This window comes from Amycolatopsis taiwanensis DSM 45107, assembly GCF_000519205.1.
Taxonomy (GTDB): domain Bacteria; phylum Actinomycetota; class Actinomycetes; order Mycobacteriales; family Pseudonocardiaceae; genus Amycolatopsis_E; species Amycolatopsis_E taiwanensis.
Window position 1 is genome coordinate 107,100 of record NZ_JAFB01000027.1, and the last position, 22,318, is coordinate 129,417.

General features: G+C 66.8%; 19 protein-coding genes and 1 pseudogene. 10 read left to right on the forward strand and 10 right to left on the reverse strand.

Translation table 11 applies throughout. From position 1 onward, the window contains the following. Position 1: 1 nt before the first annotated feature. A complete protein-coding gene (locus tag A3CU_RS0121875) occupies positions 2-1,258 on the reverse strand; it encodes a LuxR C-terminal-related transcriptional regulator (RefSeq protein ID WP_027944106.1) in 1,257 nt (418 codons plus the stop codon). A 399-nt stretch (positions 1,259-1,657) separates the two neighbouring features. Further along, entirely contained in the window at positions 1,658-2,962 is a 1,305-nt protein-coding gene (locus tag A3CU_RS46005; protein WP_245617250.1) for a dicarboxylate/amino acid:cation symporter, read from the reverse strand. A 173-nt stretch (positions 2,963-3,135) separates the two neighbouring features. Here A3CU_RS46005 and cuyA point away from each other — a divergent pair, with 173 nt between their 5' ends. Continuing rightward, positions 3,136-4,143, forward strand: a complete 1,008-nt coding sequence (gene cuyA, locus A3CU_RS0121885; protein WP_027944107.1) for a D-cysteate sulfo-lyase — start codon at positions 3,136-3,138, stop codon at positions 4,141-4,143. Between the two features lie 4 nt (positions 4,144-4,147). Further along, positions 4,148-4,867 (forward strand): cysteate racemase, encoded by a 720-nt coding sequence (cuyB, locus tag A3CU_RS0121890; RefSeq protein WP_027944108.1) that lies wholly within the window; start codon positions 4,148-4,150, stop codon positions 4,865-4,867. A 6-nt stretch (positions 4,868-4,873) separates the two neighbouring features. On the opposite strand, the gene A3CU_RS46010 is transcribed toward cuyB, so the two are convergent. Both A3CU_RS46010 and A3CU_RS46015 read right to left on the reverse strand, forming a co-directional pair. Beyond that, positions 4,874-5,779: a LysR family transcriptional regulator gene (locus A3CU_RS46010; protein WP_052371970.1), complete on the reverse strand. Its 906-nt coding sequence runs from the start codon at positions 5,777-5,779 to the stop codon at positions 4,874-4,876. Positions 5,780-5,879: 100 nt separating this feature from the next. Further along, positions 5,880-6,686 carry a peroxidase family protein gene (locus A3CU_RS46015; protein WP_052371971.1) on the reverse strand — a complete coding sequence of 269 codons (807 nt, stop codon included), beginning with the start codon at positions 6,684-6,686 and terminating at the stop codon, positions 5,880-5,882. A gap of 488 nt (positions 6,687-7,174) precedes the next feature. Between A3CU_RS46015 and A3CU_RS46020 the strand changes: the two genes are divergently transcribed. The 5 genes from A3CU_RS46020 to A3CU_RS46025 all read left to right on the forward strand — a co-directional run bounded on the left by A3CU_RS46020 (position 7,175) and on the right by A3CU_RS46025 (position 12,915). Further along, positions 7,175-7,999: an SCO2525 family SAM-dependent methyltransferase gene (locus A3CU_RS46020; RefSeq protein WP_052371972.1), complete on the forward strand. Its 825-nt coding sequence runs from the start codon at positions 7,175-7,177 to the stop codon at positions 7,997-7,999. 166 nt (positions 8,000-8,165) lie between these two features. Further along, a complete protein-coding gene (locus A3CU_RS0121910) occupies positions 8,166-10,052 on the forward strand; it encodes an SCO2524 family protein (RefSeq protein ID WP_027944109.1) in 1,887 nt (628 codons plus the stop codon). A 2-nt stretch (positions 10,053-10,054) separates the two neighbouring features. Further along, positions 10,055-10,972, forward strand: a complete 918-nt coding sequence (locus A3CU_RS0121915; RefSeq protein ID WP_027944110.1) for an SCO2523 family variant P-loop protein — start codon at positions 10,055-10,057, stop codon at positions 10,970-10,972. Continuing rightward, the gene (locus A3CU_RS0121920; RefSeq protein ID WP_027944111.1) at positions 10,969-11,976 is read left to right on the forward strand and encodes an SCO2522 family protein; all 1,008 of its coding nucleotides are present in this window, start codon (positions 10,969-10,971) and stop codon (positions 11,974-11,976) included. Before A3CU_RS0121915 ends, A3CU_RS0121920 begins: the two co-directional genes overlap by 4 nt. Further along, on the forward strand, positions 11,977-12,915 hold the full coding sequence (locus tag A3CU_RS46025) for an SCO2521 family protein (RefSeq protein WP_052371973.1): 939 nt from the start codon (positions 11,977-11,979) through the stop codon (positions 12,913-12,915). A 4-nt stretch (positions 12,916-12,919) separates the two neighbouring features. Here A3CU_RS46025 and A3CU_RS0121930 read toward each other — a convergent pair whose 3' ends face one another. Both A3CU_RS0121930 and A3CU_RS0121935 read right to left on the reverse strand, forming a co-directional pair. Next, entirely contained in the window at positions 12,920-13,753 is an 834-nt protein-coding gene (locus tag A3CU_RS0121930; protein WP_027944112.1) for a hypothetical protein, read from the reverse strand. Between the two features lie 188 nt (positions 13,754-13,941). Continuing rightward, the gene (locus A3CU_RS0121935) at positions 13,942-14,913 is read right to left on the reverse strand and encodes a magnesium transporter CorA family protein (protein WP_156960485.1); all 972 of its coding nucleotides are present in this window, start codon (positions 14,911-14,913) and stop codon (positions 13,942-13,944) included. 687 nt (positions 14,914-15,600) lie between these two features. On the opposite strand from A3CU_RS0121935, the gene A3CU_RS52610 reads away from it, so the two are divergent. Then, the gene (locus A3CU_RS52610; protein ID WP_156960486.1) at positions 15,601-16,083 is read left to right on the forward strand and encodes a hypothetical protein; all 483 of its coding nucleotides are present in this window, start codon (positions 15,601-15,603) and stop codon (positions 16,081-16,083) included. Between the two features lie 284 nt (positions 16,084-16,367). On the opposite strand, the gene A3CU_RS0121945 is transcribed toward A3CU_RS52610, so the two are convergent. Next, complete coding sequence (locus A3CU_RS0121945) at positions 16,368-16,580, reverse strand: hypothetical protein (RefSeq protein ID WP_027944115.1); 213 nt, start codon at positions 16,578-16,580, stop codon at positions 16,368-16,370. Positions 16,581-16,643: 63 nt separating this feature from the next. Next, entirely contained in the window at positions 16,644-17,087 is a 444-nt protein-coding gene (locus A3CU_RS46030) for a WXG100 family type VII secretion target (protein WP_245617251.1), read from the reverse strand. 405 nt (positions 17,088-17,492) lie between these two features. Here A3CU_RS46030 and A3CU_RS0121955 point away from each other — a divergent pair, with 405 nt between their 5' ends. Continuing rightward, positions 17,493-18,317 carry a sigma 54 modulation/S30EA ribosomal C-terminal domain-containing protein gene (locus tag A3CU_RS0121955; protein WP_027944117.1) on the forward strand — a complete coding sequence of 275 codons (825 nt, stop codon included), beginning with the start codon at positions 17,493-17,495 and terminating at the stop codon, positions 18,315-18,317. A gap of 62 nt (positions 18,318-18,379) precedes the next feature. After that, positions 18,380-18,673: pseudogene (locus A3CU_RS51285) on the forward strand (hypothetical protein). Here A3CU_RS51285 and ppsA read toward each other — a convergent pair. Continuing rightward, complete coding sequence (gene ppsA, locus A3CU_RS0121970; RefSeq protein ID WP_027944118.1) at positions 18,663-20,939, reverse strand: phosphoenolpyruvate synthase; 2,277 nt, start codon at positions 20,937-20,939, stop codon at positions 18,663-18,665. The pseudogene A3CU_RS51285 and the gene ppsA sit on opposite strands and share 11 nt — an antisense overlap. A 250-nt stretch (positions 20,940-21,189) precedes the next feature. Continuing rightward, complete coding sequence (locus A3CU_RS0121975) at positions 21,190-22,110, reverse strand: universal stress protein (RefSeq protein ID WP_027944119.1); 921 nt, start codon at positions 22,108-22,110, stop codon at positions 21,190-21,192. Positions 22,111-22,318: the final 208 nt, after the last annotated feature.

The following is a 22,318-nucleotide window of genomic DNA, read 5'->3' on the forward strand; positions in this document are numbered from 1 at the left end:
ATCATTCGTCGAGCAGGCCCAGATCGCGCGCGACGACCAACGCCGCCGCTCTGTTGTGCACCCGGAGCTTTTTGAACAGGTTGCTCTGCAGGTTTTCCACCGTGCGGGCGGAGATGCCCAGCAGCCGAGCGGTCTGCTTGGTCACGTGCCCACGGCTGATGGAGGCCAGGATCTCCTTCTCCCGAGGGGTGAGCGCGAGTTCCCACCGCCGCCAACCCTCGGCGAAGTCGGCGTGCGGTGGGCCGAACAGGGCCCGGACATAGGTGGAGTTCGCCAGCACATAGCCCTGCCCGGCGGCATGGACGGCGGGCACCAGCAGGTCGTCGATCCGCGATGCGGGCACGATCGCGATGCCACTCGCGAACGCCTTGGTGACCTGGGAACGCTTGAGCTCCCGGCTGTCGACGATGACGAGCCAGCCATCCAGTGAGCGCCACTCGGATTGTCTTGGATTCACCAGAACGGTGATGAGCGTCTCGTTGCCGGTACCGCCTTCCCGGCTGCCGTTGGCGCCTTCGTCCAGTACCGGAATATCGTGCTCGCTGAGGACTTCGCGAAGATCGTCGACGAGGCGACTGGCAGGAGCGGTGAGCACGACGCTGACGCTTCGACGCTGCCTGGATTTCCTTCGGTACGGCGGTTTCGGGCGGACCGCGCCCGCGTGCAGGCCGAGGCGGACCGCGCTCGCGGCGGCGTGTGCCTGGTTGTGCACGTTGAGCTTGCTGAAGATTCGTTTCTTGTGATTTTGAACCGTGTTCAGGCTGATGCCCAACTCCGTCGCGATCTCTCGGGGCGGATAACCGGCACTGATCAAATAGAGCAGCCGTAGTTCCTGCTCGGTGAGAGCTTGCCCACCGGCCCCGTCCTCGCGGGCGACCTCCACCGGTAGCGACGGGATCTTGACCGCGTCGAGCAAGGCGTCAAGTCCGCTCGCGTAGGAGACCAGCGCGCTGACACCGGCTTCGTAGGCTCGAATGGCGTATCCAGCCGGTAGTGCGTCGTGTACGCCGATTATGCGTATCTGGCGCCCGGACTGCCGCAGCAGTGCGATCAGCCGCTCGTTGCTCCAACGCAGCACATCGACCTCGAACACGACGATGCCCGGTCTTCGAAGTTTGCAGAGTTGGATCAACTCGGGCCCCGACGACGCCGTGCCGACGAGGTCGATACCGGGCTCGCGCATCAGGTGGCCGGCGAGCACTTCGCGAACCAGCCGGTTCCCATGCTGGAGGACAACGGCCGAAGTTTCGGCAGCCATGTCGATACCTCGGTTCAGGCATCTCGAACCGATACGCACTACAAGGAGCTACGTCCCCAGGCACCCACTCGGGTTCCCACTCACCCTTTGAATCGTTCGCACTATGATTGCACGTTCGCGGTTACAGGGAAAGGCGAACCCGGTAAGAGGTCATCCTCTTTTTTCGTAACACACCCAGGTTTAGGCCAGTTGCGCCGAGACGATTGCCGAGTTGATGCCGTCGTCGGGCCGGTCGGACTGCGCGTTGTAGCCGCGGTTGCTACCGGCAACGCCATCGTGTCCGCCAAATGGAGTCAGGGCGAATTCGTCATATGACGCTCTATTTGCCGAAATCGTGCGAACGTGGCCGGCGCATCACTTGACGGGAGACTGTCACGCTCAGATCTGTAGTTTTCCCGATCAGGCAGGGACCGGCGTTTCCTCCTCGTATCGCTTCCCGGTGCGGAAGAGCTTTTCCGACTTGGCGACCACCAGGGTCGCCAGGGAGTTGCCCGCCACGTTCAGGCCGGTGCGCGCCATGTCGACGACGAAGTCGACGGCGAGCAGGATCGCGACGCCCTCCGCGGGCAAGCCGATGGCGGCCGAGGCCGAAAAGAGCACGACAATCGACGCCGACGGCACCCCGGCGATGCCCTTGGTGAGCAACATGAGCACCAGCAACGTGGTGATCAGCTTCGGGATCGTCAGTTCCACCCCGTAGGCGTGTGCCAGGAAAACCACCGCCAGCCCCTCGTACATGGTGGCGCCGTCGGCATTGAAGGAGTACCCGAGCGGCATCATGAACGACGGCACCGTCCGGTCGACGCCGAAGTTGTCGAGCCGCCTGATCAGCGGGGCGAGGACCACTTCGGCGCTGCGCGTGACGAAAGACAGGAACAGGAGATCGCCGATCGCACGCAGCATCGGGACATACGGGACCCGGAAGATCGCCGCGATGATCGGGAAGATCACCACGAGAACCACGATCACGGCGGCGTAGAAGACGATGACGAACTGGGCGAGTTTCGCCACCAGTCCCCAGCCGTAGTGCGCGGTGCTGTAGGCCACAAAGGACACTACGGCCAGCGGCGTGAGCTGCACGACCCAGCCGATGACCTGGAACATCGCCTCGGCCACGCCGTCCAGCACGCCGATGACGGGCTTGGCCTTGCCGCCGATCCTGGTCAGCGCGAGCCCAAGGAACACGGCGAAGAAGAGGATCGCGATCAGGTCGCCGTCGGCGAGTGCGGCGAAGACGTTCTTCGGGATGATGTCGAGGAACAGAGACTGCAGGTCCACCGACTTCTGGATCCCGTTGGTGTTCGCGGGAGCCAGGGCGCCGAGGTTGGCACCCTTCCCGATGCCGGTGACGAACGCGAGGAACAGCGTCAGGATCAGGATCGCCGTCGTGACGACCTCGAAGTACAGCAGCGCCTTCCCGGCCAGCCGGCCCACCGACCGCGCCGACTTCAGGCGCGCGATCGACACCACGATGAGCGGGAAGATCAGGGGGACGATGCTCATCTGGATCAGCCGGATGAAGCCGTCGCCGACGATCTTCAGGTGTTCGCCCAACGACGGGGCGGTGAAGCCCAGAACCGCGCCGATGACGAGTGCGGCGAGGACCTGCACACCCATCGGTGGCATCGGCAGCTTTCGCCGGCCACGCCCGGCAGCGTCCTCGCGGGCGCCCCGTGGCGCCGTGTTCGCGTTCGGATCCTCCATGCCTGACTCGTCCCTTCCCGGGCGGTTCCGCTGACGATTGGGAAGGAAGTGTGGTCCCGGTCGGGGAAGGGGCGTGACCTTATGCGTCATCTGCATGACCGTTGCCCACCGGAGTACGGGCGGCCAACGCTGGACGTGATCCACTGCCCCCGGCACATCGAGGTGATGGCTGAATGGTTCAGGTTGCGCGTTTCGCCCGGTTCTCGCTGGGGCACTTTCCCACCGCGTTGGAGCCGATGGACCGCCTGACCGCGCACCTGCGCGAGCGGCACACGAAGGTACCCCGGCTGTGGATCAAGCGCGACGACTGCACCGGTCTGGCGACCGGCGGCAACAAGACCCGGAAGCTGGAGTTCCTCGTGGGCGAAGCCATCCAGCAGAAGGCCGACGTGCTCATCACGCAAGGTGCCACCCAGTCGAACCATGCGCGGCAGACGGCCGCCGCGGCGGCCAGAGCCGGGATGGAGTGCAAGCTGTTCCTGGAGAAGCGCCAGGTGCGCGACGAGGAGTACGAGCTTTCCGGCAACGTGCTCCTCGACGACCTGCTGGGCGCCGAGATCGTCGATCGCGTGCCGGCCGGGACCAACCTGCAGGAGGCGATGGAACTGCTCGCCGGCGACCTGCGCGAGCAGGGCCGGAAACCGTACGTGATCCCGGGCGGCGGTTCGAACGCGCTGGGCGCCGTGGGGTACGTGGTGTGCGCGCAGGAACTGGAGTCCGCGCCGATCGCCGTCGACTGGGTGGTGCACGGCACCGGCAGCACCGGAACGCAGGCCGGGCTCGTCGCGGGGCTGCGCGCGATGAACAGCCCGGCACGCGTGCTCGGGATCAGCGTGCGGCAGCCGCAGCAGGTCCAGATCGACGCCGTGTTCGGGCTTGCCGAGCGCACCGCGGCCCTCATCGGTGCCGCGGGCACGGTGGCCAGGGAGCACGTGCTGGTGGACGACCGTTGGGTCGGCGATGGCTATGGCGTCCCGACCGACTCAATGATCGAGGCGGTGCGGCTCGTCGCGTCGACCGAGGGCATCCTGCTCGACCCGGTGTACTCCGGAAAAGGGTTCGCCGGCCTGCTCGGCAACATCGCGGACGGCACCTTCGCCGAATCCGACAACGTCGTCTTCCTGCACACCGGCGGCAGTGCCGGCCTTTTCGGCTACCGCTCCGCGTTCGAGCGGCGCTGAGCCCGTGGCGCGACACGACCACCTCGTCGGCGTTCTCGGCGGGATGGGGCCGGCGGCGACCGCCGATTTCTACGCCAAGCTGATCCGCTGCACCCCGGCGACGCGGGACCAGGACCACCTCCGGGTGGTCATCTGGGCTGATCCGACCGTCCCGGACCGGGTCGCGGCGGTGATCGACGGCAGTTCGCAGCCCTACCCGGCGATGCTGGCCGGGGCGAGGCACCTGCGCGACCTCGGTGCCACGATCGTCGCCATGCCCTGCCACACCGCGCACGCGTTCCTGCCCGACCTGCGCGCGGACACCGGGCTGCGGTTCCTTGACATGGTAGAGGAAACGGTCACCGAACTCTTCCGGCAGCAGGGTCCGGATGGCGCCATCGGACTCCTCGGCAGCCGTGGCACCATCCATAGTGGACTGTATCAGGACCGGCTCCGCCGGGCTTGCCTCGACGTGGCGGTCCCCGCCGAGCCGGTGCAGGAGCAGGTGGACCTCGCGATCGGGAAGGTCAAACTGAACGAGGTGAAGGCCGCCGCCGAGCACCTGGGGTACGCGGTGGAAGCGATGGCCCGGGCGGGGTCGACGCGCATCGTCCTGGCCTGCACCGAACTTCCACTGGCAGCCGACCTCCTGGCGCCGGGGCCGGTCGAACTGCTCGACCCGACCGACCTGCTCGCCCGGGCCGTGGCGCGGGAGTGTGTGGTTTCCGACCTCGCCGCGCGGTAGCGACGGTCAGGCCTCGCCGGTGGCGAGCTTGGCCGCGTTGCGCCATATCGTGGCCACGTGCCGGAACATCCGCTCGCGGCGCATGCGGTACAGCCGGATCTCGAGCCGGGCCGTCAGCGTCGCGTCGCCCACCTGCCGCAGCGTGCCCTCCGCGACCCCCGGGGACGCGAGGTTCTCCGGCAGCCAGCCGACCCCCAGCCCGGCGTGGACGAGCGCGGTGAGGGCCGATGTCAGATCACTTTGGACAGTCGGGGTGAGATGGAGGTCGCGCTGAGCCAGGATTCGGTCGGTGACCCGGCCGAGGAACGCGCCCTGGCCGTGCGTGACCACGGGGACGGGGCTGCCCGGCGTGCCGGGCAGGGTGTAGTCCACCTGCCCACCGGTCACCGACGAGTAGGGCGCCAGCCGGTCGCCGGCCACCACGATCCACTCGACGTCGGCGTCCGGGACACTCGGCGGGCCGGCCGGGTCCGCGTAGGCGAGGAGCAGATCGCACCCACCTTGCACGAGCAGGTCGTAGCCGTCGAGCGTGTTAGTGGCCAGCAGGGAGCACGGTATCGGCCGCGGATCACCGCAGCGCGCCCACCAAGCCGGGAAGTACGTGGTGGCCAGCGTGTGCGTGACCGCGACGCGCACGGCGTCCCGCGGAGTCCGGTGCCGCCCCCGGATCTCCTCCTGGACCGCATCGAGCCCGGCCAGCATCTGGATCGCGCTCGCGCGCACCTTCGCCCCGGCCGGGGTAAGGGCGACGGGAAACGTCGAGCGATCCACCAAGGCTTCGCCGAACCACCCCTCGAGCGCGCGGATCCGCCTGCTGAACGCGGGCTGGCTGATGTGCTGTGCCGCGGCGGCCCGGGTGAAGCTCTCGTGCTCGGCCAGCGCCAGAAAGCTTTCGAGCCAACCGATGTCCACCAACGCAGCTTAGTATGGCGGCCGTACCCTCGCGCGGTACGGCTGCCGGCGAACCCGACCGTCCTTCATGGACAGATAGATCAATCGTGTGGCACTTGCCTTACTTGTCGTCGAGTACTCCCGCGGTGCGGAGGAGGTCGGCGATGCCGAAGTCCGCGCCGCGAGCGCCCAGCGTCGGCTGCCAGGCGGGGAAGGCCGACCGGTAGGAGGTCGGGTCGGCGTCGAGTAATCCGATGATCACTTCGCCGACCACGCGGCTGCCGACCGGGCCGAGATGACGGCCGTGTGCCAGTACCTCGGCCTCCTTGAGGATGTAGTACCACAGGTACATCGGGCCTTCGGTCCCGAGTTGCTCGTCGGTCAGCGGGACCTCACCGATCTTGCGGGCGACGTCCTGCCCTGAGGGCAGGCCCAGCGCCTCGCTGCGAAGCATGTTTCGTACCGCCAGAGAGGCGACCGGGCGGGCGAGCGCGCCGTCGTTGGCACCCGGGATGGCGCTGACCGGCAGGTCCAGCAATTGGGCGTTGAGGGTGGCGTCGATGCGTTTGGCGAACTGCGGGCTGTCGTGCCGGCCGATGCCGAAGAACAGCCGCCAGTCAATGGCATGCTCTGCATCGACCGGGCCGCCTCGCAGGTCCGAACGCGGTTCGGCCGGCGCCTTGGGGTCGTCCGGGAAGATCTTGCCGGGGAAGTTCTCGTTGACCTGATAGCTCGAACGCACGGTCGGATGCCCGAACCGGAAGGCGGCGACGGAGAACTCCGCCGGAATGAACGGCCCGCCACCCGGGCGGTAGAACCGGGGTCCGTTGCGCTCGATGTCGCGTATCACGTCCGCATCGGCGACAGTGGGCAGGAACTGATGGACGACGATCCACTGGTAGTGCCAGGACGGTCGCTGACGGATCATCTCGATGGACGGTTCAAATGGCGAGCACCCGTCGATCGTGTGGCTCGTAGGAGAGCTCTGTTCCCGCCATGCGTTCCTCTCCCGTTGATCGGCTTGCCTCGAGGGTAACGATCGCCGGGACCAGGCGTTGAGCGCTGTGCGGTGCCGGTGCCGATATGTTGCGGCCCGCGCGGCCGCGCTACTCGCCGGCATCCTCACCACAATTGGCGAGTACGACTTGGCCTGGCTCGGTCCGCCTTACCAACGTCGTAGGAAACCATTGCCTGCGCTTGGGAAAATTCGCCTCGCCACATCTGGCTCGTTGGCGAAGCTGCTGACTCCTCCGCTTCAGACCATGGACCGACGGGTGAGTTCGCGTTGCTCCAACAAGTTCTGGCTCCGGCCTTTTACGAACAGTGCCACGATCGACACACTCGGGCGCAAAACCGCGATAAACTCGTCGGGGGCCCCACCGCCCGTTCGGCGAGGTGATCACATTGGGGGGCAGGGTGACGTCCGAGGACCGGCGCAACGGCGACTACCCGTGGGATAGTTTCGATCCGGAGGAATATCTCCGGCGCAACTATGCCGCCGTCCACGAGGATGATCGGCGAACCCTCGCGTTCGTCCGGGATTTCTTCGTCGACGCGTTCGCCGATGACCCGGTTCGAACCGGCCGCCGCGGCATCGATGTCGGCACCGGGGCGAATTTGTACCCGGCCCTCGCGATGTTGCCGTTCTGTGACCGCCTGACCCTGTACGAACACTCCCGCGCGAACGTCGACTGGTTGATCAGACAACGCTACGGCGGCTGGCCGAGCTGGTCCGAAATCTGGGGAAAGTTCTGGCTCGTGCTGCGCGAACGACGGGTATACGCGGAGCTGGGTGGAAACCCGCAACTCGAACTGGCGAAATGCACGGATGTCACCGAGGGCAGCGTCTTCGCGCTGAGTGAGACCAGCCAGCAATGGGATATCGGCACCATGTTCTTCGTCGCGGAATCGATCACGCCCCGGTACGCCGAGTTCGTCGCGGCGGTCGAGCACTTCCTCGGCGTGCTGCGCCCGGGCGCGCCCTTCGCCATCGCCTTCATGGCACACTCCACCGGCTACCAGGTGGCCGACAACCACTTTCCGGCAATTGCGATCAGCATCGACGACGTGCTCCGGTGTCTTTTCCGGCGCGCGGACGACGTCGTGGTCCAGCACACCGTGGCCGGCGGCAATCCACTCCGGGACGGGTACGGCGGCATGATCGTCGCCTGCGGCCGGGCCGCGGCCGACCTCGATCGGGGCCGCAGTGGTACACCCTGGTCAATGAGATCGCGCGGATAGCCGCTCGTCACCCGAGCGGGGGCTCCGGTGGTCCCTCGTCTGGCCGATACTGATATATCCACGCTGCCTTTCGTCGCGCCGCGAAAGGCCGTGTAGGGTCCTGGCGTCGACGCAACGGTCACCAGCGCGGCGTGCGCTCGGTACCGGGTTTTCTGAGGTGGCGAGAGTGAGACTTCAACCGAGGCAGCAGCTCCTCGATGTGTGGCGGGCCTTGACGGCCACCGCATACCCCAACCGCAAGTGGGAATGGAACGGCCGGGCAGAACCCAATTCGGTCGGCGACGCCGAGCAACTGCTCTGCCTGCTCTACCCGGCGACCGAGCTGAGCAGCCTCGCGCTCGACCGGCCGGACGCGATGGCCTCCGACGTGCAGAACACCCTCAAGGATTTAGGCGATCCGATCCGCATCCCACAGGTCGTGATCGACGTGATCGCCGACTATGTCGCCCGGTACACCGACGAGGACGGCGAGCCGGAATTCGGTGGCGGGAGCTATCTGCGCACCCACGGCGCCGGCCCGGTCCCGGAAGACGGCCCACCTGAGCTCAGTGCGGACCAGCGGAAGCTCGGCATCGTCGACTCGTACTCGATGTCGGTGACCCTGTGCCTTGCGGCGCTGGGCTTCCTGAGCGTTTTCGACCAGTCGGTTCGCCGGGCGGACCTCAAGAGCCGGGTGAAGGACCTCCAGGCATCGATCGGCAAGCGGCTGACCTCGGCCATGATCGGCCTGTTGCGGAGCTTCACGGTGCAGGCCGCCGAGCCGGACAGCGAAGTCGCCCGCGCCATGATCAGCACGGTGAACCAGACCGGCGCGCCCGAACACATCGTGCTGGAGGAGCTGCGCACCAGGCTGGCCGGGTTGCGTACCCGTCTGCGGGACGACGTGCGGATTGGTATCGACCGCGAGACGGTCGACCTGGACAATGACAACCTGGTGTTCGAGTGCGGCTGGAGCTGGGGAATCGCCCACAACGCCAAGCCGGTCGAAATCAACCTCGACGAAGCCGGCCTGGACGTGAAACCACGGATCTGCGACCAGGACGGTATCGCCGACGCCCGGCCCTACCTGTACTCGACCGTGGTCGCGCTGGACGGCATCAACGACCTGTTGTCCGCCCGTACCGCCGAACTCGGGTTGCTCAACGACGCCCAGGTGCGGCTGGCCGAAGCACTCCGGATCCGGTGGACCCTGACCCAGCGCTACTGGTCCACCATCGCGCGGTTCGGTGACCAGCAGTGGCCGCTGGAGGACGTTCCCTGGCGCACGTCCGACGGTGAGGAGTCCGACTACTTCAGTCTGCTGGTGTCCGCGGTGCTGGTGCAGGATCTGCAGGACCGGCAGGCCACCGACGACGACCTGAACCGGGCCGTGTCGGTGTTCGAATCGCTGGCGGAGCGCGGCCGGATCACCCGCCGGGTGATGACGACGGACCCCAACGTGCAAATGCATGTGCCCGGTGTCCAGATGCGGTTGGGCGGCACCGAAACGATCGGTCCTCAGCTGTACTGGTCGGTGGCGGATTTCGCGCCATTGTTGCTGAAGCGGACGCTGCAGGCGGCCCGGCTCTCAGGCAACGTGACGGCACGCAACCGGCTTCTGCGGCTCGCCGAGACGACCATGGAGCATCTGGCCAGGCGCCAGATCCGCCAGGGGCCGGCGACGGGGTTGTGGGATGATCCCAGCGAGGTCCTGTTCCCGTACGACGAACGCAAACCCGAGGAAGCCCCGTCCTGGTACCTCACCGAACGAGTGATCGAAGCGCTGGTGGCGGCGGCTCGCATGTTCGCCGAACAGCCGCTGCGCAGCGCGGCGGTGATCGTCCGGACCCACGACCTGCTCAACGAGGCCGAACATCTGCTGAACCAGGAGTTGCTCAGTGCCGACGCGACCGCCGCGGTCCGCAGCAAGCTCGGCGAGATCGAGGCGAAGCTCGTCCGGGCGAGGAACGTGGTCAACGACCGGCCGGGCACGGCCAACGCGCTGACCGTGGACGCGCTGCTCAAACTCGACCAGATCGCCATCGGGCACGACGACGCGTCCAGGAGCTTCTGACCATGCTGGTTTTCGCGGTTTCCGACAAGGGCGGCACCGGCCGCTCGGTCACCGGGTGCAATCTCGCCTATCACCTGGCGCAGGAGCGCGACGTCGCGTATCTGGACTTCGACTTCGGCTCGCCCACCGCCGGCGCGATCTTCGAGATTCCCAACCTGGACCGGGGAATCGCCCGTAACAAGGGCCTGGGGCTGCACTCCTACATCGAGGGGCGGACGACCGCGCCCAACCAGGTCGACATCTGGCGGGTGTCCGACCGGCAGGACCTGCGCTCGCGCCAGTCCAAGGCCGGGCGGTTGGTGTTGTTCCCCGGCGATCAGGGCGGCGCCGAATTCTCCAGTCAACCGGACCGGGTGAAGCGCTGCGCGGATCTGTTCAGCAAGCTGGACCGGGAGTTCGAGATCTGCGTCGTCGACCTGAGCGCCGGCCGGTCGCATGCGGTGCAGATGGCGCTCAGGGCGACCGCGCTGTCCGCGCTGAGCTCCATCACCGCCCGCTGGCTGGTGTTCCACCGGTGGACCCGGCAGCACATCGTGGCCGCGGCCGGACTGGTCTACGGCGATCGAGGTCTGCTCGAGGTGGGGGAGGGCGCGGGACATGCGCGCGATCCGCTGCTCAACTCGATCCGGTTCGTGCGCACCGCCGTGCCCGACCTCGACGTCGACCCGGGCACCACCACCACGGCGCAGGCCAGTTGGTTGAGCACGTGCAATGGTGAGCTGAAGAAGCTCGCCGAACGGCACAAGGCCGGCAACAGCGCGCTGCTCGGTGAAACGCCGATGGAGCCGGTCCTGCAATGGCGCGAACAGGTGATCTCGGACGTCGACGTCTCGAAGGAGATCGCGAACCCTCGTACCATCGAGGCCTTCCGTGATCTGGCCAAACGTCTGATGAACCCCGTTGTGTGGGAAGGACTATGAGCGCACTGGACTCCGCCGTCTACACCGAAGCGACCGAACAGGACAAGGTCAAGCGCGTTGCGCTGTCCCACCTGTCCATTGAGGTCGGCCACCTCTACATGGAGGACATCCGCCGCGGCGAGGCCCGGATCCGCACCCAGTTCGAGCAGGTGGCGCCCTGGGTCGCCGCGGCGACGGCGGCGGTGTCGGCCGAGGTACGTGCGATCGGGACCGAGCGGCCCAGGGTCAGCACCTGCTTCCTGATCGACGACTATTTCCGCAACGACACCGATCCCCGGGAAGTCATCGAGAATCTCGTCGAGATCGCGAAGCAGTCCGGGATCACCATCGACTACCTGGCACGGGAAGCCGCGTGCTGCGTCGCCGGCGACGTCAACGTCGCCGAACTCACCGCGGCCATGCTGTTGCCGGAGCCACCGCCCGGCACCGACGGCGGCCGGCCGCCGCTGGCGACCAGCGGCTGGTTGTGCAACGGCGAACGGTCCTACCCTGCCGATTCGGACCAGGCCATGCAGGTCGGGCCGTGGCGGCCACCCGAGGAGTTCGGCAAGCGCAACCATTCGATCTTCCTCGACGTCGAGTTGTGGAAGGAAAAGCAGGAGGTCGTCGGTGGCACGCTGACCACCTGGCGACAGTGGTCCTGTCCATTCCTCGCCTCGGTGTGGCAATTGCTCCGGCTCGGCATGCTGCGCAATTACGGCGAGCCGGTGGCCCAACCACAGCGGTGGGACGCGGACGTGCCGTGGCCGGAGAACTGGCACGACCTGCCGCCGGTGATCCAACTCAATCCGCGTGCGACGCCGTTCGCGGCGTTTCGGTCGGTCTCGATCCTGCCGAAGACCTACCTGCAGATCGAGCACGCGGTTGACGTGATTCTCAAGCATCTCGAACTGGACGAGGCCGTCGTCCGCCAGGTGATCGAGCGGGGCGGCGAGGTCGGCCTGACCGTGCCGGCGAAGGTCACCGACCGGATCTCCCACGTGTTCTTCGACGGTGATCGCTGAATGGTCATTCTCGGCGAGATCCGTACCTGCCTCCTGCACAATTCACGGCCGTTGCCGAAAGCGGTCGTCGGTGAGCTGCTCGCGCTCAAGCCCGGCAAGCGGGTGCGGGTCACCGATCGTCCGGTCAATCTTTCGGTGTCCCCGGAGCTGGCCGTCGGTGTCGACTGCCGGCTGGCGAGCGAACCGTCCGCCAAGGCCCGTGGCATCGGCACGGTTCTTTCGCATGCGATGGTCACCGGTGGGGTGGTCCTGCAGGCCTCGGCGCGTGCCTGGCTGGCCCGGGCCACTTCCGACACCCGGCAGGGCTGGTCGCACTATGCGCGCCGGGTCGGCACCGTCGAAGTGATCGGCAAGGCGGGCACCGAACAACTCGCGCTCGGCCACCGGGCCGGGAATGCCGGCGGAGTGCTCGATCTCGGGGCGATCAGCGAGTATCTCCTGGACGTCGTGCAGATGCGGCCACAGCTTGATCACACGACCGCGATCCGTGCCCGTCCCACCTGCGTGCGCTGGACCGCGATGTCCGCAGAGGACGGCCAGACCGAACCAATGGTGCGCCTGCACGTGGAAGACGAGGTGTCGCGGACGATCGAGCTGGTGGTCACGGCGGACCAACTCGGCCTGGCGCAGCGGTTCTGCGAGGACGTCGCGTTGCACGACTGGCTGCTGACCACGCTCGGCAGCACCATCGAGCAGGCCGCACGCGTCGACGACGCTCGTACCGACATGCTGGCCGCGGCCGTGGAACGGTTGGTACATCTGTGGATGCCGGGCGCGCATGTCCATCCGGTGATGCAGACGCTGTGGGACAAGCTGGAACGGCAACCCGGATTCAGCCGGCAGTGGGGCGCGCAGGTGGCCCAGATCCGCGATCTGGTCGCGCTGCGGACGTTGAAGGCGCTCGAACAGGCCCGCCGGCGGGAAACCGCCGACTGGTAGCGGTTCAGGTCCGGAACCAGCGCCGCACCAGCAGCGCGAAGAACACGCTCAACGACAGGTATCCGGTGTAACTTTCGATCACCAGCAGCACCCGCGCCGCACCTGGCCAGGTGGCGGTGTCACCGGTGCCGAGCGGGTTGAGATAGTTGGCGAAGGACGTGTAGATGCTGTCGCTGACGGGTTGGCGTGCGACCAGCGCGATGGCGACGCAGAACACGAGAAGCTGGGCCAGCACCCACAACAACAGGCGGTAGGGCTGGTAGCCGTATCCGCAGAGCGCGGACGAAATGGCGGCCATGGCACGGCCCCACCCCGGTTTGGCGGCGTGGTGACGGCAGCGTTCCTTGGCGAACAGGCAGTGGTCGCGTTTGACGTGCTGGTTGAGCAGAAGGTAGATGTCGGCGGCCCGTTCGAAGGCAAGCTCGGCGTGCAGCAACAGGCCGTCCGCTTCGCACGCGGTACCGACACGCTTGAACAGTTCGGCGAGCTGGGCGTTCTGCGCCTGGGTTTGCCGGAGCGGACCACGCGACTCCACTTCGGCGGCCATCAGCGCGGCGATCGTCGCTCGGCGGCGTTCGTCGGGGAGCGCGTCCCGTTGGTCGTCGTAGAGCTGGGCGAACACCAGGTTGTTGGGCAAGCGGGTACTCGGTGGGTGGTAGCGGTCGAGGACGACCGCGGTCTCGCGCTCGAACCGGTCGAGCAGAGCGCCTTCCTCGGCGCGCAGAGCATTCCGACGGAGTACGTCGTTGACGTACTCCAAATACCGATCGGCGCGCCGGGTGACCCGGATGATCGTGGATTCCACGTAGTCGGGTGGTTCCGGCGAAAGCGCGGACATCGTTCCAGTGTTCAGGACGCGACGCATCGGCTAAAGGGGCTATTCGGCGGAGTCTGTTTGCGCCCTTGCTGAGAGCGCTTACAGACCTGCGCCGTAGGCGATGAACTTCGGAGCGGGTATGCGCTGTGCACCATGCCCGTGGGCGAGTTTCCGCCGATCTGGCCCCGGGTTCGGCGTGTTTTCGGCGGTCAGAGCCAGTCGCGGCGTTTGAAAACCGTGTACAGGGTGCCCGAGATGACCAGGATCGCGAGCGTGGACACCCAGAAGCCCCAGCCCTGGTCGAACCCGGGATAGGGGACGTTCTGGCCGTAGAACCCGGTGATCGCGGTCGGGACCGCGATGACGGCCGCCCAGCTGGTCACCTTCTTCATGATCAGGTTGAGCCGGTTGCTCTGCAGGTTGAGCTGGGTCTCCCGGACGGTGGTGACCAGATCCCGCAGGGACTCCGTCCACTCCGACGCGCGCAGGACGTGGTCGTAGACGTCCTGGTAGTAGGGCGTCAGCGTGTTGTCGACGATGGTGAAGTCGCGGCGCATCAGCGCGTTGACGACCTCCCGCATGGGCAGTACCACCCGCCGCAGGGTCACCAGGCTCTTGCGCAGACGGAGTGAGCGGCGGTGCATGTCACCGTCGTCGAGCCGCTCGGCGAAGATCAGGTCCTCCAGCGCCTCGATCTCGTCGTCGAGTTCCTGAACGGCGTCGAAGTGACTGTCCACCACGTAGTCGAGCAGACCATGCACGAGGAATCCGACCCCGCTCTTGGCCAGATCGGCCGCCGAGTCCCAGCGGGTCAGCACCTCCCCGATGTCGAACCGTTCGTTCTTGCGCACCGTGACCAGCGCCCGCTCGGTGATGAACGCCGCCACCTCGTGTTTGACCAGCGCACCGGTTTCGGCATTCAGGCGTACGGCGTACGCGGTCAGGAACAGATGCGTGTCGTAGCGGTCGAGCTTGGCACGCTGATGTTCGTGCATGGCGTCTTCCACCGCCAACCGGTGCAGGCTCAACTCCTCGCTGATCGTGGCCAGGTCGTCCTCGGTCGGCGAGCACATGTCCAGCCACACCGTGGCCGCCGGGTCATCGAGATAATCCGAAACATCTGCCGGCGGGAAATTCTCCGCTTCCAGGATCCCGTTGCGGTACAGCCGAGTACGTGCCATGGCTGCACAGGCTAGCGGCTCCGACGGCCCGGCCGGCTCAGCGCACCGCCCTCCGCGATGTTTGTCCGCCGATGGGCAAAAGCTGCCGGTTTGCTCTGCAATCGCTGTCGACCATGCGGAACCCTTGGCAGGCTCCCGGTTTCGAACAGGGTCACAGCGCCCTCGACCACGCGGTAGACGGGACGGCCGGCCACCGCGAACACGGCGGCGGGTAGGACGACCGGCAGGGCGAGCGCGGAAATGGCGAGGACGGCCGGGGCGTCGCGGAGCCAGCCTCGGCGACGGACCGGGTTGAACAGGCACCCCACCGCACGTCGGTCCACACGAGCCAGCGCATGACCGGCCGGACGCCGTGCTCGCGCATCACGCGGCGGAAGACGCCGTCGGTGTCATGCGAGGAGATCAGGCCGGCACGGACTTGGGACTTTTGCCTCTATACGGCAAGATAAGATTTGGGACTTTTGCCTCTATACGGAAAGATAAACTGAACCTACGGTTTGGGTAGTCCGGCGCCGTCACACTGGGGCGATGGAATTGTTGTTGCCCCACAACTCAAACGCCGGGCGTTCAATGCCCGGACTGATCGCGTTCGATCATTTAGCTGGGCGCCGTCCTCTCGATGGCAGAGGCTCGGCAAAAGGAAAATGAAATGTGAATCATCAATCTCTGACTTGCATAGAGGTTGCCATGTTCAAACGACTGATATCCGTGGTTGCCGCGGGAGTGCTCGCGCTGTTAGGACTCAGCGCTGTTCCTGCGCAGGCTTCGCCGGGTCCTACTCACAACCTCACCCCGGCGAGCTCCTCCTCTCCGCGTGCTTCTCGCATTGCACTGCATGCCAATCCCCTCGCGTCAACGGATTACTCCTGCAATACTCCTGTCACGTTCTTCACCTACCAGGAGTGCGCAACGACCACCGTTCCGGCGGGGGAAAGTCTTTGGCTTAGCGTCTATCTTTCGAGCGACGTCACAGCCGGTGATTTCAACATAGATGACGCTTCCGGCACGATACTCGGCGTTTCTCCCACGGTCTATGCAGGCCCTGGGGATATAATGACGCAGGTCTGGACGAACAACACGGGTGCCGATGCCTTCGTGATCGTATGGGGGAGTTCGGACGGCGCATTGCAGTCCGGAACAATGAATGGAGCGTATTCGGTGATGCCCTGACCGGGTTTCGGGCCAGGACTGCGCCATGGAGACAAGTCCGAGTACTGTGGGGCCCGGGAGCACGGGCTTACCTGGCCCCGCAAGCGACTTCATCGCCACCAAGGCCGGCCACGCCAACAGCCGCCGGCGACCCGGGAGTTGCGGGAGTTGGTGCGTCACCGGGCGAGCTGGTCGCGCTGTGCTCGGGGGTGAAGTCGTCGGTGCACGCAGTGCTGGCCAAGGCCCCGTTGGGCGGGCTCGGACGTGACCGGGTGCATAGTGAGGCGGCGGGAGGATGAGGTATCTCATTGGTCCACCGCCGTCCACTCCGGCCGCGCAACCTCGACGCGGCTGTCCTCGTAACCGGGACCCGGCGGGTTGCCGACGTGCTCGGTGAGGCGCCGCCGAGCCTTCGCGGCCGTGTCATACGGACCGTGGTAGGAGATCGTCCCGTTTGGACGGACAACGACGGCGCGGTAGAGGACGTCGCCCTCGTACTGGCGTGCGTAGCGGCTCACGCGAGCACCTCCGGCCGGACGTTGTTGCGGCTGATTAAGGTTGCGCGCTGCTCCTCGGACCACTCAGGGAAGTAACGGGCGATGTGCGCACGCTGCTCGGCGATCGGCCCGGGCGTCTTGGATGAAGTCGCCGATGGCTTGGGTGACCATGTCGCGGACGAGGCCGCGGACGGCGCCGGTGATTACGCCGACGATCTCCACGACTGTGGAGATGGTTTCGGCGCAGGTGGAGGCGGCGTTGATGTGGTTGATTTTGTTCTTGAGGTTGGCGCGGTAGGTGTCGGCGGCCGGACCGGTCCAGTTGGCGGTGTCCTTCTCCACCGTGGCAGCCAGCTCTTTGCCCGCACCCTGCACCGCTTGGGCGACGTTTTTCCAGGTTTGGGAGTAGGCGGCGATCTGGTCGGCGTCGCCGGCCAGGTGGTCGAGGGCGTCTTTCAAGGGTTTGACGTGTTCGATGAGCCAGTTCAACCCGTAGGAGATCAGCGTGCCGACCGGGTTCATCGCCATGGTCAACAGGTCCATACCGGCGCCGATGGCCGAGATCCCGCCCTCGATCCAGGATCCGGACTGGACCCCGTCGTAGACACCGGCGGCGTCGTCGGGAATTGTTGATGCCCGAATGCCAGGTGGTCGAGTCCTGCTTCTGCGCAACCAACGGAGTGCTCATTACGTGCCCCAGACTCCGTCGTCGTCGGCGGCGGCCAACCGAGCCGTCGTGATCTTGACGGATCTTTAGACGGCCATTCTTCATCGCCAGTTCCAACTGGCTTGACATGGTGACTGTGCGCAGGCCGGCCTTCGAGACGGCCGATGGTGACGTTGGCCGACTTCGGTCGTGACCTTCTGCTCTACTCGCCGGTGCTTCGAAGCATGACGATGACGGGGACTATCGATCCTTGGGAAGGAAGGCCGATGAATTCGCCGCAGGTCTTCACGGCGTTCGATATCGCGGTGACCGCGGACGAGCAGGTGCTGCCCGAGGTGGTCGAGCACGCCCGGGACGAGGTCGGCGCGGTGGTGCGTGCTGCGCATCTGCCGATCCGGTCGGTGCGGGTGAGACTGACCCCGCACGGTGATCCCGAGTTGCCCTATTCGGTGGTGGCGCAGGCCAACCTGCTCGCGGCCGGCCGCCTCGTGCGGGCGCAGGCGGACGGGCGGAACTCGTGGGAGGCGATAGACCGGCTCCAATCCCGGCTGCGGGAGGTGTTGGCACACCTCACCTCAGGCGAGGAAGCTCGCCAGGAAAACCGGTCTTCGCCCGGCATCGTCCGCTGGCCGCACCGGTCCTGCCCGGACGAGCCTTCCTGCTGGTACCCGCGTCCGGAAGAAGAGCGGGAAATCGTGCGGCACAAGTCCTACCCGTTACGCCGCTGCACAGTCGACGACGCCGCTCACGACATGGGCCTGCTCGACTACGACTTTCACCTCTTCACCGAGGCCGGCACCGGGCGGGACGCGCTGCTTCACCGAGTCGGCCCGACCGGCTACCGGCTGGTGTTCGTGACTCCACCCGGTCCGCACGAACCCGCAACGTTCCAGTTGCCGGTGACCATCAGCGCGGAGCTGGCGCCGCTTTTGAACGCCGCCGCGGCGGTGGTGCGGTTGAACCGGTTGGGCTCGCGGTTCCTGCTTTTCCGCGACGTCGACAGCGGCCGTGGCGCGGTGCTGTATCGCCGCTACGACGGCCACTACGGACTTATCACCTCAACGCTGGAAAGTCGCGGTGATCGGTTCTGAACGACGACTGGATCTGGGGTTATCACGGCTACGATCCCGCCGGGTAGGCGCTGCGTGAGCCGTTGTGCACGGTCGGCAACGGCTATGTCGCCACCCGTGGGGCCGCGCCGGAGTGCACCGACGACGGCACGCACTATCCCGGCACCTATGCCACCGGCGTGTAGAACCGCCTGAGCACCGAAATCGCGGGTGCCGACATCGAGAACGATTGTGTGGTCAACCTGCCGAACTGGTTGCCGCTGACGTTCCGGATCGACGGCGGACCGTCGTTCGATCTGGACAATGCGGACCTACGCCTCCGGAATGTCCAGTGTGCGTTTTCCCCGCTGACGCCGCGACTGCCGCTCACGACCTGATCGGCGCGTTCACGGTGGATTGGTCCAGGAGCAGGCGGCGTTCGGCGGAGGCGATCGTGGCGCGGGCGGCTTCGACGGCGTCGGGGTTGACCGAGATCGAGGTGATGCCCATGCGCACCAGGTGGTCGGCGAACTCGGGCCGGTTCGACGGCGCCTGCCCGCACAGGGATGAGGTGATACCGAGCGATCGTGCCTTGGCCACGATGGCGCCGATCGCGTCCAGCACCGCGGGGTCGGCCTCGTCGAACAGCTCGGCACACTCGCGCGAGTCCCGGTCCACACCGAGCATCAGCTGGGTGAGGTCGTTGCTGCCGATGGAGACCCCGTCGATACCGAGCTTGACGTACTCGGGCAGCCAGAACACCACCGACGGCACCTCGGCCATGACCCACCGGTGCATTCCGTGCTGCCGGCCGAGCGGGCCGGCGTCCACCAGGCGCAGGCACTCCGCCAGCTCCCAGCGGGTGCGCACGAACGGGATCATCAGCTGGAGGTTCGGCGTCTGCTCCCGGACCCGGGCCAGCACCTGGAGTTCGAGCGCGAACAGGTCAGGCTGCTTGACATATCGGTAGCACCCCCGGTAGCCGATCATCGGGTTGTCCTCGTCGGGCTCGTACTCCGCTCCGCCGGCGAGTCCGCGGAACTCGTTGCTGCGCAGATCGGTGGTGCGGTAGATGACCGGCCGTGGCGCGAAGGGCTCGGTGATCCGTAGCAGGGACTCGGTCATCTTGTCCACAAAGGAACTTTGTTCGCCGTGCGCCAGCAGGTCCCGCGGGTGACGGCCGCCCAGCGCCTCGGTCAGCATGAACTCGGCGCGGACCAGGCCCACCCCGTCCACCGGCAGTGACGCGGCATGCGCGGCCTGGTCGGGCATCGCGAGGTTCACATACAGCCGCGTACCCAGCGCCTCCACGGCGGGTTTCGCTGGTGTTCCGGCCGGTTCGGTCCGCGCTGTGGTCGTCGTTGTGGTCCTCGTGCCGGCGTTGACTTCTCCGGTCGTGCCGTTCACGGTGACCTTCTGTCCATTGTGGAGTACGGTGGTGGCCTTCTCGGTACCGACCACGCACGGCACGCCCAGTTCCCGGGCCACGATCGCGGCGTGACACGTCATGCCGCCACGGTCGGTGACCAGTGCCGCGGCGCGCCGGATCGCCGGCACCCAGTCCGGATTGGTCATCGGTGCGACCAGGATTTCGCCGTCACGCAGCCGCGTGCCCTCCTCCGGTGCGGTCAGCACTCGGACCGCGCCACTGGCGCTGCCGGGCGAGGCCGCGAGCCCGCGCAGCGGTAGCTCGCCGTCACGGGCGGGCTCGGGTGGCAGGGCGGTGATCGGCCGGGTCTGCACCAGGTACGTCGTCCCCGCCGGGTCGATGGCCCATTCGATGTCCTGGGGGTGCCCGTAGTGGTCCTCGACCCGGATCGCCAGCCGGGCCAGTTCGAGCACGGTGTCCTTGTCGAGGACCTGCCGGTGCGCGGCCGGTTCGGGCAGGTCCTCACGGCGATCCCCGCCGGCGCTGCGCACGATCTTGAACGCCTTGCGGCCCACGCGCACGTCCGCCACCTGGAGGTCCTGTTTGGACACCACGTACGAGTCGGGTTCGACCGCCCCGCTGACCAGTGCTTCCCCCTGCCCGAACACGGCCTCGACGATGAGCGTGCGGCGATCGCCGCTGCGCGGGTCGGCGGTGAAGATCACGCCGGAGCGGTCGGCCTCGACCATGCGCTGCACCACGACGGCGATCGCGGGTTCCCCGGTGAAGCCACGTTCGGCCCGATAGGCGACCACGCGCGGTGAGAACGCGGACGCCCAGCACTCGAGGAGCCGGTCGAGCACGGCCGTGCTGCCACGAGTGTTGGTGAAGCTGGCGTTCATCCCCGCGAAGGACGCGTCCGCGCTGTCCTCCCCGGTCGCCGAGGACCGCACGGCCACCGTCGCGTCCGGGCCGAGCCGGGCATAGGCGCCCAGGACCTCATCCCGCACTTGCGGTGAGATCGTGACCTTGCGGACCAGTTGCTGCATCTGACGGCAGTTCTCGGCGAGCTGTTCGGGGTCTGCTCCGGCGGTGAGCGTCTCGGCGTGCAGGCGAGCGAGTTCGGCGCGTACGCCGCCGGATTCCATCGCGGCCCAGTAGCCCTCACGCAGCATGACGAAACCGCCCGGCACGGGGAAGCCTGCGGACGCGAGTTCCCCCAGGTTGGCCCCCTTTCCACCGGCCGACACGGCATCGGCCACCCCGACCTGTGACAAGTCCCTGACCACGCTCATCGCGCGCCTCCTCACGGAACTACGAGCCTCAGCCTGGCGGGTGCGACGGTCACGAAACGAGAGTCCAAGGTCGGTTCCCCGGAGGCGAATTCCCCGCCTCCCACGTGACGTTGGGCCCCGCGTGCCGCGGGGCCGGGCGACCGTGACCTTCGGCCCTTTCCGCCGGCCGGTTATCGCAGCACGCTCGTAGGGAGTGTTACTCGACGGGGAGCACGACGGGCACGCCGAAACAGCCGGCGAGACATGAGAATCAGCCTTTTGCTTCCGTGGATTCCGAGTGCACGATCATCACCGGGCACTGGGCGTGATGGATGAGGGCCTGGCCCACGGAGCCGAGCAACAGGCCGAGGAACCCGCCCCGGCCCCGGCTGCCCACGATGACCAACTGCGCGCGGCCGCTCCAGTCGAGGAGATGGTGACGCGGGCGGTCCTTGGTCACGACTCGGTCCACCCGCACGTCGGGGTATTTCTCCTGCCACCCGGCCAGGCTCTCGGAGAGCAGCCCCCGCTGTTCCTCCTGCGCCGATTCCTGCTCCATCGGTACGTACTCCATCAGCACGTCTTCGAACGGCAGGGTGCTCACATAGTCCGCGTCGCTCCATGAGTGCACGGCTACCAACGGCACACCGCGCCACGCGGCTTCGTCGAACGCCACGGCCACTGCGCCCTCGCTCGCCCGGCTGCCGTCCACCCCGACCACGACCGGGCCTTCGGCGGGCACGGACTCGTCGGCGCGGCCGCGGACGACGACCACCGGGCAGTGTGCTCGGCCCGCTACGGCCATCGTCGTGGAGCCGGCCAGCATGCCTGCGAATCCGCCCACGCCCGAGGGGCCCAGCGCGATCATCCTCGCCGTCTTGCTCGCCTCGAGCAAGGCCGGGATCGGCCGCTGTTGGGGTTGCGACGTGGTCACCACCAAGTCCGGGCCCACCTCGTGTGCGATCCGCTCCGCCTCGGAAAGCTGATCTTGCGCGTAGCTACCCAGCCGGTCGAACAGACGCTGTAACGGGGTCGGATCCGCACCGTGAAAAGCGAACGTGGCGTCGAACCCGAACATCAGGTGCAGGGGAAGAGCGCGCGGGGCCGCCTCGGCGGCCGCCCATCGAACGGCACGTAATGCCAGGGCCGACCCGTCCACGCCCACTACGATGGCGCCTGTTGCGTCGGTCATCGCTTCCCTCCCACCTGACCGGTGCGGCCTACGGCACTCGCCAAGACGGCTCACGGTGGACGCTAAGAACCTGCGGGGTTGTCTACAGTGGCCGACCGCCCCCACCTTCGAGGACTTCCTACCTCACACGTGCGGGTGGGATGGCTTGACCGGACAACGCAAATACGTCGAGCACTTTTCGTGTTCAGGTAGCACGGTCCACATCAGA

Coding starts and splice junctions, on each gene's coding strand:
- A3CU_RS0121875 (WP_027944106.1), bottom strand. CDS start 1,258: ATGGCTGCCGAAACTTCGGCCGTTGTCCTCCAGCATGGGAACCGGCTG.
- A3CU_RS46005 (WP_245617250.1), bottom strand. CDS start 2,962: ATGGAGGATCCGAACGCGAACACGGCGCCACGGGGCGCCCGCGAGGAC.
- cuyA (WP_027944107.1), top strand. CDS start 3,136: ATGGTTCAGGTTGCGCGTTTCGCCCGGTTCTCGCTGGGGCACTTTCCC.
- A3CU_RS46015 (WP_052371971.1), bottom strand. CDS start 6,686: ATGATCCGTCAGCGACCGTCCTGGCACTACCAGTGGATCGTCGTCCAT.
- A3CU_RS0121915 (WP_027944110.1), top strand. CDS start 10,055: ATGCTGGTTTTCGCGGTTTCCGACAAGGGCGGCACCGGCCGCTCGGTC.
- A3CU_RS0121920 (WP_027944111.1), top strand. CDS start 10,969: ATGAGCGCACTGGACTCCGCCGTCTACACCGAAGCGACCGAACAGGAC.
- A3CU_RS46025 (WP_052371973.1), top strand. CDS start 11,977: ATGGTCATTCTCGGCGAGATCCGTACCTGCCTCCTGCACAATTCACGG.
- A3CU_RS0121930 (WP_027944112.1), bottom strand. CDS start 13,753: ATGTCCGCGCTTTCGCCGGAACCACCCGACTACGTGGAATCCACGATC.
- A3CU_RS0121935 (WP_156960485.1), bottom strand. CDS start 14,913: ATGGCACGTACTCGGCTGTACCGCAACGGGATCCTGGAAGCGGAGAAT.
- A3CU_RS52610 (WP_156960486.1), top strand. CDS start 15,601: ATGTTCAAACGACTGATATCCGTGGTTGCCGCGGGAGTGCTCGCGCTG.
- A3CU_RS46030 (WP_245617251.1), bottom strand. CDS start 17,087: ATGGCGATGAACCCGGTCGGCACGCTGATCTCCTACGGGTTGAACTGG.
- A3CU_RS0121955 (WP_027944117.1), top strand. CDS start 17,493: ATGAATTCGCCGCAGGTCTTCACGGCGTTCGATATCGCGGTGACCGCG.
- ppsA (WP_027944118.1), bottom strand. CDS start 20,939: ATGAGCGTGGTCAGGGACTTGTCACAGGTCGGGGTGGCCGATGCCGTG.
- A3CU_RS0121975 (WP_027944119.1), bottom strand. CDS start 22,110: ATGACCGACGCAACAGGCGCCATCGTAGTGGGCGTGGACGGGTCGGCC.